Here is a 12,311-nt window from a genome sequence, read left to right on the forward strand (position 1 = left end):
ACGGATGAGCTTCCACAGGCGACTGGTGATCATCATCGCGTGCGCGTTCATCGCGGTCGGCGCAGCCCTGCTCACGGTGCAGTACCTGGTGGTGCAGCAGTTGTTCGCCTCCGCCATCTCCGTGACGGCCGCGAGCTGCGTTCCGGTCTCCGGGCTGGTGAACGTCGCGGAGGGGACGACCGCGCCCGAGGGGACGGATTTCACCGAGGTCGCACCTCTCACGGACGGCACGCTCCTGACAGGGACCTCTGGCACCGGGTGCACCTCCTTCACCGACACCGCCGAGTTCCAGATGGCCGCGCCGATGGACACGGTGTCCGTGGACACCGTCGGCATCGCCGTGCTGCAGCAGTCCACGTTCCTGGCCGACGAGGTCGGCGGAGGACTGCTGCTGTGGTCGGTGGTGGTGCTCGTCGCGTTCACCGGCGTCGCCGCTGCCATCGCGTTCTGGCTCGCCCGCCGCTCGCTCGATCGCATCGGCGAGGTCACCGCGACCGCCCGCGACATCTCGGAACGCGATCTCGGCCGTCGCCTCGACCTGCCGGGTCCCGACGACGAGATCAAGGAGCTGGGCGACACGATCGACGGCATGCTCGACCGCCTGCAGTCGGCCTTCGCCGCCCAGGATCGATTCGTCGCGAATGCCTCGCACGAGCTGCGCACGCCCCTCACGACGACCCGCACCGCGCTGGAGATCCCGCTCGAGCAGGGAGGCGTCCCCGTCGACCTCGAGCCGAACATGCGGCGGGCGCTGCGTGCCACCGAGCAGAGCGAGCGTCTCATCACCGCGCTGCTCGCACTGGCCCGATCGCGCACGGGTCTCGAGCACGTCGAGCCCGTGGCGCTCGACGAGGTCGTCGAGGAAGAGGTCGAGGAGCTCGATCCGCACGACGTGACGCTGCATACCCGCATCGACGGAGTCGACATCGAGGGCGACGGGATGCTGGCGGCCAGGGCTGTGCGCAACCTGCTCGAGAACGGCATCCGACACAACGTGCCCGGCGGAGACCTGTGGGTGCGCTGCCGTCGCGAAGGCGAGCACGCCGTCATCGAAGTGGAGAACACGGGGAGACGGATCCCGGCGGAGACTCTCGCCCTGCTCACCGAGCCGTTCTATCGTGGCGACGAGAGTCGCACGTCGGCGGGCCCCGACGGCACCGGCCTGGGACTCGCCATCGTGCAGAGCGTGGCGACGAGCCACGGCGGAGACCTGCGTCTGGTCGCACGGAGGGGCGGCGGGCTGGTGGCGACGCTGCGGCTTCCGGTGCGACCATCGGTGCTGGGCAGGTCGGATGCGCGCTCAGGACGAGGAGATGATCTGCGCGCCTGACTGCTGAAGGGCTTTCGCCAGCGGCTCGTCTGGCGCCTCGTCGACGACGACACCGGTGAAGTCGGCGAGCCCTGCCACCCGGTACTGAGCGATCTTCTCGAATTTCGTGCCGTCGCAGAGGATGTAGGAGCGCGCGCTCCTGGCGATGATCGCGCGCCGCGCCTGGGCCTCGTCGTAGTAGTAGTCGGTGAGCCCCGCTTCGGAGTGCAGTCCGCCCGAGCCCAGGAGCGCCACATCGAAGTGCATCTCAGCCAGAGTCGCCGTCGCGAGCATCCCGGACAGCGCCAACTCGCCCTTTCGCAGCCGCCCGCCGGTGACGAGCACGTCGAGGCCCGGCCGGTCCGACAGTTCGACCGCGACACGCAGAGATGCGGTCACGATCGTTGCCGCGAGGGCATGCGGGAGGGCTTTGGCTGCGAGAAGCGCAGTCGTGCCGACGTCGATGAAGGCCAGGCTGCCCGAGGGGATCAATCCGGCAGCGAGCGAGGCGATCCGCTGCTTGCGTTGGAGCTCCTCCTCGCTGCGCACGTCGAAGGGGGGTTCGGAGACGGCGACCGACGATCCAGCGATCGTCGCCCCACCATGGACCTTCTGCAGCACACCTTGCTCTTCCAGGACGAGGAGATCACGGCGGATCGTCTCCGAAGAGACGTCGAGTTCCGATGCGAGCGCCTCCGTGCTGACGACGCCCGCCGAGCGCACGAGATCCGCGACCTTCGTCCGTCTCTCAGCAGGAAGCATCGCGGGAGCCGTGTGTGGAAAACTGTGGAAACATGTGGTCCACACTGTCTGACGGTGCTCGGGGTGTCAACTCTCGCCGTCAGCCTGAGCGACAGCCCTGGCCACAACGTCGATCGCCTGTTCGATCTCGCGTTCGGAGTTGAAGTAGTGAGGTGAGAGACGCACGAGCGGGTGCACCGCGGGGCCCCTCGCGTCGAACTGGTTGTGCTCGGGAACGGTCAGCGAGACGTTGATGCGGTTGTCCTTGAGGATCCGGGCCAGAACCGGAGCAGGCACCCCATCTGCCGACACCGTGACGATCGCGCCGTTCCGCGCCCCGAGGTCGTGCGTGCGAACGCCTCGGATCGTGGCCAGTCCGTCCCGCAGCAGAGACGAGAGCGCCAGCGCACGACTGCTGATCGTGTCGATTCCGAGTTCGAGTGCCTCATCCACGGCAGCGCCGAGACCCAGCACGTTCGAGTAGCTCTTCTCCCATGTCTCGAAGCGTCGCGCCCCGGTGTGCCATGCGTAGTCGTCTGCGCCATCCCAGGTGGATGCCTCGATCTCGTTGACGAAGGGCTCCAGCCGATCGAGCGAGGCCTCCCGCGCCCAGAGGAATCCCGTGCCGCGGGGCCCGCGCAAGAACTTGCGGCCCGTCCCGATGACGAGATCCGCTCCGATCGACTCCACATCGACGGGGATCTGCCCGAGCGACTGGGTCGCGTCGAGGAGATACAGCGCACCGGTGCCACGCACCAGCCGGCCGATGTCCTGCGCGGGGTTGATGAGCCCACCCGACGTCGGGATATGGGAGATCGACACCAGCCTGGTGCGGTCGCAGAGAAGCGCGCGGAGTGCGGCGACGTCCACCTGTCCGCTCTCGTCGTTGGGTGCGATGTCGATCTCGACACCGTAGCGCTGGCGGAGCTGCAGGAACGCCAGGATGCTGGAACCGTACTCCGCGTGCGTCGTGAGGATGCGATCGCCGGCGCGCAAGGGAATCGAATAGACCGCCGCGTTGAATGCGTGCGTGGAGTTGTCGAAGAGTGCGATCTCGCTTCGCCGACCGTTGACGAGCCGGCCGAGCGACTCATACGTCCCCTCGATCTCCGCCTGCCGGGCGGCCGCTGCCTCGTATCCGCCGATCCGCGCTTCCAGGGTCAGATGTCCGACGACGACTTCCAGCGTGCGTGTGCTCATCAGCGAAGCACCGGCGCTGTTCAGATGAACCACATCGCGTGTCCCTGGGGTCGCGCGGCGAATGAGATCGAGATCGAGCATCGTGAGAGTACCTCCGAGAGTTGGTCTTCGAAGCACGGACGTCTTCGAGGGATGCGGATTCCGTTCCGGGCTGGCGCTGAGCGCACGCTCTGCACCAGCCCGGGTCGGGCTCATACGGCGGGTTCGGCCTCGATACGTCTGCGGCGGACGACCGGCGCATACTCGTCCGCACCGATCACACCGTCCGCGATGTCCTTGGCTTCGAGCAGCCGCGCCTGCGGCATGGACAGCCACAGGGCGAGGAACATCGCGAGAACACCGCCCGCGAGCTTTCCGATGATGAGCGGACCCACCATGTTCGGCTGGAAGTTCGCGATGAACGCCAGGTGGTCTCCCAGCGCGAACGCGGCGCAGACGCTGAAGGCCGTGGTGAGCACCTTGTCACGGGGCGGCATCGCCCGCACGAGACGGAACAGCGCCTGGATGTTGACAGCGCCGGCGATCACGCCTGCAGCCCCGACCTCGGAGAATCCGAAGCGCGCCCCCGCCGCCGCCAGCGGCTTCGCGAGCCAGGTCGTGATCGCGTAGATCAGAGGGAACGCACCGGCGAGCATCACGCCCACGTATCCGGCGATCTCGAGAGCACGGAACTGGTCCTTCTCGTCGGCGATGAAGGGATCGAACCCCAGACCGCCGAACAGCGTGGTGAAGATTCCGGTGAAGTACTCGACGATGGCGAGTGCGACGGCGATCTTGATGACGGCGTCGATGACCCGGCCGAAGACGATGAAGACCTTCACCATGACCGACGTGAGGAACCGCAGGCACAGCGCGATCACCAGCAGGAAGGCGGTCAGCGGGACGAGGTTGATCAGCACCTCGTTCCAGGGCAGGTCGAACGGCCGTACGGATTCGGAGGTGTTCGAGACGTCCACGCGCAGCGGCGTACCGGTGACCTGCAGGACGACGATCGTGATGAAGACCGAGATCGGGATCGTGAGCAGCCCCGCGAGGAACCCGAGAGCCATGTACTTGTGGTCGCGCTTGTCGAGCATCGCCAGCCCCACCGGGATGCTGTACATGATGGTGGCTCCGGCGGTCAGCCCGACGGCGAACGCCATGATCCACGCGCCATGGCTGGATGCCGTCGCGGCAGCAAGCTGATATCCCCCGAGATCACTGGGGATGATCGTCGTGGCAGCGAGCGACGGATCGGCATGCAACCAGGCGTAGACAGGGCCCAGGTTGTTGGACACGAATGCCGTGAGGTACGGCATGAGGACCATGATCCCCGCGAGTGGGAGGAAGACGACGCCGATCATGTTCAGGCCTTCTTTGAACTCCCGTCCGAGGCCCTTCTCATCATTGATCACGGCCGCGACGGCCCCGATGATGACGAACGCCATCATCAGGTAGATGATGCCCTGTCCGATCAGTTCCATGAACGTGCTCCTTCGTTGGCGTGAGGGCGCACGCGGCGTTCCGTTCCCGCAGCCCTTTTCGGGTGAACCGCGTCCGCCGTGCGTGCCCAGCTGATTCCTCGCCGCATCGGCGCATCGGCGCATCGAGGATCTTTGTGGCTTTCAGAGGTATAACGAGCTTTAGTGTGACCGCTGAGGAGCAAAGCTGTCAATAGTCGGCGAAGAACAAGGTATTGACACAAGCTCGGTCAGGAATCCAAGATAGTCAACACATATGCACGATGAGGTGTGCGCGAGATGAACGCGAGCCACCCGTGCCAGTGACACCCGATCGAAGTTAGGAAGCCCACGCATGCGTGATTTCGCCATCATCGAAGCACCCTCGGTGCTCGGACACATCCCCACACATCTCGCCGTCGCCGACATGCCGAACGCGATGCTGGATGCCGGCCTGCAGGAACGTCTGAAAGCTCGGCATGCGGGGAGAGTCGAGTCTCCCCAGTGGCGGCCCGAGCGCGATCCCGAGACCCAGCTGATGAACGCGCAGGAGATCCACGACTATTCGATCGCCCTGGCCGACGCCGTGACCGAAGTGATCAACCGCGGCGAGTTCCCGGTCGTGCTGGGCGGCGATTGCTCGATCGTCCTCGGTTCGATGCTGAGCCTGCGACGACGAGGGCGATACGGCGTCCTCTACATCGACGGGCACACCGATTTCTACCAGCCTGAGGCGAACCCGATTCAGGGTGCCGCGTCGGCGAGTGACCTCGCGCTGGCCACCGGGCGAGGCCCGGAGATCGTGTCGAACATCCAAGGACTGGGTCCGCTCGTCCGCGATGACGACGCCGTCCCGTTCGCATACCGCGATGGTGCGACTCAGAACTACAACCGCAGCCAGCTGCTCCCCGCAGACATGCTGGCGTTCGATCGCAACGCGGTGCGGGTTCTCGGCGTAGAGACTGCCGCAGAAGAGGCCGTAGCCCATCTGACGCGCGACGATGGACCCGAAGGCTTCTGGGTTCACGTGGACGTCGACGTGCTCGACCAGTCGATCATGTGGGCCGTCGACGCTCCTCAGCCCGACGGGCTCTCCTGGGACGAGCTGGCGACCGTGCTGAGGGTCGCGCTCAGCTCTCCGAAGGCGATCGGGTTCGAGATCACGATCTACAACCCGGACATGGATCCGGGAGGACTCAGCGGACGCGGTCTCACCGCGACGATCGGCAAGGCCCTGGGGCAGTTCGCCCGCTAGAGGGCAGCACAGGGGCTCTGCCGACACCCGATCGGGGAGCCCCTGCGCTGCTGCTGCAGTACTCCTTCACAGGCGAAAGGGAACGACATGCATTGCTTCAGTCACTCCAGGAACGGCGAGGGCGTCCCCGCCGTCGCGATCTGCACCCAGTGCGGGGTGGGTGTGTGCGTCGCCCATGCGCACGTCGCCACGATCAGCAGCCGCGACAACGTGATGTCGCTCGGGAACCCGAGTGAGCGGCGTCACCAGCGGATCCGATGTCTCGAATGCGCCGAAGCGGCGTGAGCACCGCTCACACCTGATCAAGAAACAGAGGAACGAAATGAAGGAACGACAGAACATCGCATCCGGCTCCCCGCGCGAGCCGATTCTCGGGTACTCCCGAGCGGTGAGGGTGGGCGACCTCGTCTTCGTCGCCGGCACCACGTCCGGCGGAGTGGGATCGACCGCTGCCGAGCAGGCCAGGGAGATCTTCTCCCGCATCGAGACTGCCTTGGCGACTGCCGGAGCCACGCTGAAAGACGTGGTGCGCACACGCATCTTCCTCACCGACATGGCGGACTTCGATGCAGTCGGCGAAGTCCATGGAGAGCTCTTCCGTGAGATCCTTCCGGTCACTTCGACGATCGGCACCACGGCGCTGGCCGCCGCAGACCTCCTGGTCGAGATCGAGGTGGATGCCGTGCTGGCGGCGGTCTGAGCGGACGCAGAAGGGGGATGCGACATGTCGCATCCCCCTTCTCTGTCTCCGAGGCTGAACCGGCGAGGGCGTGCGGCGTGGGAGTCCTGGCGCACCCGGGATATCGCTAGGTCATTCGACGACACCGTCATCCGCCCCGATCGGCAGGAGGAGATACGTCGTCTCCGCGAGGTCGTCGATGCACGATTGCGTGTAGGCGAGTCGTCGATACTCGCCTTTTCGCCAAGACTCCAGATGGTCGTCGTAGTGCGGGTCGCCCGGGCGACCGCTCTGTCCAGGAGCGTTGATGTAGACCGAGTCGTCCCACTCGCCGACATCGGCGATGAAGCGGAAGCTCGCACCCGCGGACTGCGTGCCGTCGCTCCTTCTCGACGAGACGGCGACCGTGTCGGGGCTCCCGCTCTTCGGAACCGCGTCGAGCGACCACCCGGGATTTGCGGCGCCGGCCGGATGAGTGAAGGGCATCCGATGGAAACGCCCCCATCGCCATTTCGTCACGTCCGAACCGAACCGTCGGCAAAGGTCTTCGAAAGCATCGGCGAGCGTCACGTGGACCACCTCGTGGAAGTACTCGCCACGTGACGCGGCCGACTCGAACAGGTGGAGATCCACCTGCGGATCTCCAGCCGATTCCTCGCGCTCCGTCGGATCGATCACGCCGAGAGCGATCTCCGCGTCCTCGATGTTCAACCCCGCGAGGGCGTCGGCGAGCAGGCGACGACGAAGCGGCCCGCGGAACCAGGTCTCGAACAGCAGCGCGGCGGCCGAGTCTTCGGTCATTCGGCGATCCCAACCGAGAAGAAGATCGATCGCAAGGCTTGCACGGATGCCCGGGCTCCTCCGTGCGAGATCATCGACGATCTCGCAGATGCGCACGGCGGGCACGCTCAGGACGTCGGTCTGCAGTTGCGCTGTCGACTCGACGGTCCACTCCCGCTCGGCGCTCAGTCGCGCGCTGATTCGCTCGTAACGGAACGGAGCGAGCCACTCATGGCCGACAGGGTTCGCACTGACAGGGGAGTCGAGCGGGATGTTGTGCTCGTTGGCGGTAGCCAGCCATCCTGCGGACGGGTCCACGACGCCCGGCAGATCCGCCGTGCCTCTCAGCTCGGTCCAGCCCCTGCTCGTCTCGGCGGAGATCGGGGTGAGACCGTCTGCTTCCGTTCGCAGCGGAGTCCTTCCGCTCGCCTGCCAACCGATGCGGCCGTCGACGTCGGCGAACACCTGATTCGTGGTCGGGGAGCCCCAATGCTCGAGACCCGCTCGGAGCTCCCCCGCATCGCGCGCGTCCAGATTCCTCAGACTGGCCAGGTACGGAGCCATTCCCGGTTCGAGCCATGCTGCTCTGACCACCACTGCGGTGTTCTCGACCATGTCGCGGTGCACGACAGGCCCGTGGACCGTGAACCTGTTGACACGGTCGACCTCGTCACCGCCATGGACCGAGATTCGCTCCTCGAGCCGCTCGAACCGCTCCCATCGTCCGTCGAGCCAGTAGCGCTCCGGATCGTCGGGATCGGTGCGGTAGTGGTACACGTCTTCGAGGTCTGTCGGGAAATAGGTGAGGCCGAAGGCCACGCGTTCGTTGTGACCGATGCTGACCCCCGGAAGAAAGGGTTCGCCGGCGCCGATCACGTCGAATTCGGGGCACGTGAGATGGACCACGTACCTCAGCGAAGGCAGGGTCATCGCGCGGTGCGGATCACTGGCGAGGAGCGGTCTGCCCGACGATGTGCGATCGCCGGAGACGACCCAGTTGTTGCTGCCGTCCACGCTCGGCTCGGATGACCGTCTGGCTCTCGGAGCATCGATCGACAACGGGCCGAAGGCCAGGGCGTAGAAGTCGAGTGCGCGCGAGCCGAGGCCTGCCGAGGGACGCGATCCCAGATCGACGGGCGGCTGCAGCGTCCGACGGAGTTGCTCGACATCCGCCCCCCATCGCGCGAGCACCTCATCGCGTTCCACTTCCTGAAGGGCATTCTCGAACAGTCCGTGAACGCGGATGCGGCTGATGTCCTCTCCCTTCCACGTCAGCGGACGATATCCGTACGCGACGAACTCCGGGGGCAGGTCGTCACGAAACACCGCGTCGGCGACGTACGCGTTCACGCCCTCGGCGAAGCGGTCGAGAGCTTCTTCGGCCCGGGGACCGTACGCAGCGCGATCGACTCGCAGATCACCGCGGAACAGGAACGCTCGACTCGCCTGATCTCGGTCCACCCATTCGGGACCGAACACCTCCGCAAGCCGTCCGAGCCCCCGGCGCATCCACAGGTCCATCTGGAACAAGCGGTCGCGAGCGGCGACGAAGCCCTGCGCGAAGAAGACATCCGCCGACGACTCCGCCCGGATGTGCGAGACGCCTGTGCGGTCCACGACGACCGTCACCGGGGCGGCAAGACCGCCGAGATGCGTGTCCGACGATGTGGATGCCGATGAGGTGGACGATGTCTTCACGACCGCGCCGCCGGGACAGCGAGAGGGGACTCGACCGCATGACGGCGACGCACGACGATGTGGAGCCCGATGGCGCCGCCGATCGTGACGATGACGAGGGACGCGTAGAAGACGGCGACCGCCCAGGGATTGTTCCCGGTGGAGTTCAGGATCCACTGGGCGATGAATGCGGTCGGTCCGCCGATCAGCGACGAGCAGAGCTGGTACGAGATCGAGATTCCCGAGAATCGGATCTTCGCGGGGAAGGCATATGCGAGGAAGCTGGCGAGCACGGCGAAGTAGGCGCAGATGCTCCCGAACGACACGTACATCGCCAGAGTGATCAGCAGCAGGTCACCGCTCGAGATCGCGGCGAAGTACGGGACGGTGAAGACGAGCGCGGTCGTGAGACTGACGAGGATCACTCGCGTGCGTCCCCATCGTTGCGCTGCGTGGCCGGCCAGGAGCTGCGTGAAGAACTGCACGACCGCGGCGCCGACCAGGATGTTCAGAATGACCTGACGATCGAACCCGAGCGGACCGGTCGCCCAGGCCAGAAGGAACGTGTTGGTGAAGTAGGAGTTCGCGATCGCCATGACGGACACGGCGATACCGAGGAGGAGGATGACCGGCGCCTTCGTGAAGACCGCGAGCGCCGGGACCTTCACGACATCTCCGGTTCGCTTCGACTCGAGGAACTCCTCGGACTCGGAGAGCCGCAGTCGGAGGACGATGCCGACGACCACCAGGAGAATCGAGCACAGGAACGGCAGCCGCCAGCCCCAGCTGAAGAACGCGTCATCCGGGAGCAGGCCGACGAGGAGGAACGAACCGGTTGCGAGGATCGATCCGACCGGAGACCCCTGCTGCACCCAGGCTCCGGCGATCGTCTTGCGCGTGTCGGATGCGTGTTCGGTGGCGATGAGGACCGCACCGCCCCACTCGCCGCCGACAGCCAGTCCTTGCGCGGCGCGCAGAACGACCAGAAGCACCGGTGCGGCGAGGCCGACCTGCGCATAGGTGGGGAGCAATCCGATCGCCACGGTCGCGCTCCCCATCAGCACCAGGGTGACAAGGAGCACGTTCTTGCGCCCGATCCGATCGCCGAAGTGCCCGAAGATGAAGGCGCCGAGCGGGCGAGTCAGGAATCCCACCCAGAGGGTCGCGAACGCGGCGAGCAGGCCGGCACCGGAGTCCAACTCGGGGAAGAAGACCTGACCGAAGACGAGCGCGCTCGCGGTCCCGTAGACGAAGAAGTCGAACCATTCGAGCGAGTTGCCGATGAAGGCCCCGATCACCGCAGTTCGTTCTCGTTTCGTGCTGCTCGCCATGAGCTGTCTCCTTCTTCATCGAGGATCGCGGATTCCCGCTTCGACAACTATCCATAGGTCGCAATATTCTGTCTAATGACTTATTGCGCCGTAGCCAATAACATTTGGGAATGGACAGGCGCGCGCTCACCGTCTTCACCGCCGTTGCCAGCCTCGGATCGGTCAGCGCAGCGGCGAAGCATCTGCACCTGACCCAACCAGCGGTGTCGAAGCAGGTGGGTCGACTGGAGGCCGACCTCGGTCTGCTCGTCTTCCATCGCACGTCGAGCGGCATGGTTCCCACAGCAGCGGGGTTGTCGCTGCTCTCGATGGCGTCCGACGTACTCGCCCGGTTCGATCAGGTCGAAGCGGTGCTCGAATCTCGATTCCGGGGAAGGCCGTCTTTCCGAGTGGCATGTCCGCACGCCACGACCGAGAGCGTGTTGGCGCCCTTTCTCGCAGAGATCGACGTACCGATCGTGGATCTCGAGATCGTGCCCGCGGCAGAAGTCGATGACCTTCTGGGCGGCCGCGCCGACCTGGCCGTGAGCTCACTCGTACCGCCAGCGCATCGCCGCCAGATCGCGATCGCGACGGTACCGATCATGATCCAGGCCCGTGACGTCCGCACACGATTCCCGGGGGCCGAGTACGGCGATCTCGAATCGATGACGCATGAATCTCTGGTGGTGCCGAGGAGCGGCGTCGGCGCGGCCGTGATGAGCGCTGTGGCGCATCTGGCATTCCTGATGCCCGTGCGAGATGTGGCTGCCGGATCGGTCGCGCAGGCCTTTGCCGCGAACGGTCAAGGCTACGCCCTGACGACGGAACCGCTGCGCTTCGGCCTCGACGCCATCCCCGCGCGCGCGAACGGCGTCCCGCTGACGATCACGCTGTACGCATCGTGGGATGCGACGCACTATGCGACTGACGCACTCGAAGACGTGGCTGCCGACCTCCGATCCTGGCTGCAGGCGCACCCGACCTGGCCGGACTCCGCGGAGGTCTAGACCTCTCTGCCTGCGGTGCCCCGGCGCTCCTGCCGCCAGCGCCCAGGGGAGCATCCACGGCTGCGTCGAAATGCCGTGGAGAAAGCGTACTCGTTGCTGTATCCGACCTCGGCCGCGATGGCTGCCAGGGTGCTGTCGGTCCGGATGAGGGCGTCTTCCGCGCGCGTCATCCGGAGCTGCGTGAGGAATCGGACGGGCGGCGTTCCGACCACAGCGCGGAACTGCGCAGCCAGCGCCGCCCGGGAGATTCCCGCACGCTGCGCCATGCTCTCGAGCGTCCACGGGTGACTGGGGTCGGCGTAGAGCCCTTCGAGGACGCGGCGAAGAGTCGGGAGGCGGAGGGCGCTGTACCAGCCGGGCGCGGAGTCCGACACCTGCCACCACGCGCGCAGCGTGAATACGAGATTGACGTCCAGCAGCCGATCGAGCAGCGCTCTCTGCCCTTCCGCCGCCCGGTCGACTTCAGCGACGAGCAGGCCGACGGCCATCCGTTGCGACGGCTCCTGATCATCCGCGCGGACCAGGGCGAACGGGGGAAGGCCGCGCAGCAGCGACTCACCGACACTGCCGTTCAGCGTGTACGCCCCGCACATGACCACAGCGGCTCGTTCGGGGTCCTGCACGGGAGACGAGGGTCGCTGACGGGCCTCCTCGATCGGGACGACCGACGCGCCCTGTTCGCTGACCAGTGCGTACGCCGGTCCCGCGGTCGCCAGGACGACGTCACCGGCGCGGATCTCGACAGGGTCCTCGCCGGCGCGCTCGATCCAGGCGGAGCCCTCGAGGATGATGTGCACGGTCAGCGGCCGGGTGCCGCTGAAGCCCAGACCCCACGGCGGCAGGCACTGCAGAACGGAGAACAGTGCGCCCTCGGCCCGTGCGCGAGCCAGTTCGTCGCTCAGGATGTCCAC

11 protein-coding genes and 1 pseudogene are annotated in these 12,311 nt (G+C 66.2%); 6 read left to right on the forward strand and 6 right to left on the reverse strand.

The window, feature by feature from the left end:
- The first annotated feature begins 4 nt into the window (after positions 1-4).
- Positions 5-1,330, forward strand: a complete 1,326-nt coding sequence (locus tag LBN7_RS08770) for a sensor histidine kinase (protein WP_407361570.1) — start codon at positions 5-7, stop codon at positions 1,328-1,330.
- Here LBN7_RS08770 and LBN7_RS08775 read toward each other — a convergent pair.
- The 3 genes from LBN7_RS08775 to LBN7_RS08785 form a co-directional block, all read right to left on the reverse strand.
- Complete coding sequence (locus LBN7_RS08775) at positions 1,301-2,071, reverse strand: DeoR/GlpR family DNA-binding transcription regulator (RefSeq protein ID WP_341947793.1); 771 nt, start codon at positions 2,069-2,071, stop codon at positions 1,301-1,303. The two genes, LBN7_RS08770 and LBN7_RS08775, sit on opposite strands and share 30 nt — an antisense overlap.
- Before the next feature lie 66 nt (positions 2,072-2,137).
- On the reverse strand, positions 2,138-3,445 hold the full coding sequence (locus LBN7_RS08780; RefSeq protein WP_407361571.1) for an aminotransferase class V-fold PLP-dependent enzyme: 1,308 nt from the start codon (positions 3,443-3,445) through the stop codon (positions 2,138-2,140).
- Complete coding sequence (locus LBN7_RS08785) at positions 3,442-4,713, reverse strand: ethanolamine utilization protein EutH (RefSeq protein ID WP_341946796.1); 1,272 nt, start codon at positions 4,711-4,713, stop codon at positions 3,442-3,444. Before LBN7_RS08785 ends, LBN7_RS08780 begins: the two co-directional genes overlap by 4 nt.
- A 331-nt stretch (positions 4,714-5,044) precedes the next feature.
- Here LBN7_RS08785 and LBN7_RS08790 point away from each other — a divergent pair, with 331 nt between their 5' ends.
- From LBN7_RS08790 to LBN7_RS08800, 3 genes are all read left to right on the forward strand, one after another.
- Positions 5,045-5,944: an arginase family protein gene (locus LBN7_RS08790; RefSeq protein ID WP_341946797.1), complete on the forward strand. Its 900-nt coding sequence runs from the start codon at positions 5,045-5,047 to the stop codon at positions 5,942-5,944.
- An 87-nt stretch (positions 5,945-6,031) separates the two neighbouring features.
- On the forward strand, positions 6,032-6,229 hold the full coding sequence (locus LBN7_RS08795) for a DUF2180 family protein (protein WP_341946798.1): 198 nt from the start codon (positions 6,032-6,034) through the stop codon (positions 6,227-6,229).
- A 37-nt stretch (positions 6,230-6,266) separates the two neighbouring features.
- Positions 6,267-6,644: a RidA family protein gene (locus tag LBN7_RS08800; protein ID WP_341946799.1), complete on the forward strand. Its 378-nt coding sequence runs from the start codon at positions 6,267-6,269 to the stop codon at positions 6,642-6,644.
- 111 nt (positions 6,645-6,755) lie between these two features.
- Here LBN7_RS08800 and LBN7_RS08805 read toward each other — a convergent pair whose 3' ends face one another.
- Entirely contained in the window at positions 6,756-9,101 is a 2,346-nt protein-coding gene (locus LBN7_RS08805) for a penicillin acylase family protein (RefSeq protein ID WP_407361572.1), read from the reverse strand.
- Positions 9,098-10,378, reverse strand: a complete 1,281-nt coding sequence (locus LBN7_RS08810; RefSeq protein WP_407361573.1) for an MFS transporter — start codon at positions 10,376-10,378, stop codon at positions 9,098-9,100. The genes LBN7_RS08805 and LBN7_RS08810 overlap by 4 nt, the downstream gene beginning before the upstream one ends.
- 143 nt (positions 10,379-10,521) lie before the next feature.
- Here LBN7_RS08810 and LBN7_RS08815 point away from each other — a divergent pair.
- Both LBN7_RS08815 and LBN7_RS08820 read left to right on the forward strand, forming a co-directional pair.
- Positions 10,522-10,692: pseudogene (locus LBN7_RS08815) on the forward strand (LysR family transcriptional regulator); the annotation flags it as partial.
- Between the two features lie 12 nt (positions 10,693-10,704).
- Positions 10,705-11,400: a hypothetical protein gene (locus LBN7_RS08820; RefSeq protein ID WP_407361741.1), complete on the forward strand. Its 696-nt coding sequence runs from the start codon at positions 10,705-10,707 to the stop codon at positions 11,398-11,400.
- On the opposite strand, the gene LBN7_RS08825 is transcribed toward LBN7_RS08820, so the two are convergent.
- Positions 11,397-12,311 carry an AraC family transcriptional regulator gene (locus tag LBN7_RS08825; RefSeq protein ID WP_407361574.1) on the reverse strand — a complete coding sequence of 305 codons (915 nt, stop codon included), beginning with the start codon at positions 12,309-12,311 and terminating at the stop codon, positions 11,397-11,399. The two genes, LBN7_RS08820 and LBN7_RS08825, sit on opposite strands and share 4 nt — an antisense overlap.

The organism is Microbacterium sp. LBN7 (assembly GCF_045690345.1).
Taxonomy (GTDB): Bacteria; Actinomycetota; Actinomycetes; order Actinomycetales; family Microbacteriaceae; genus Microbacterium.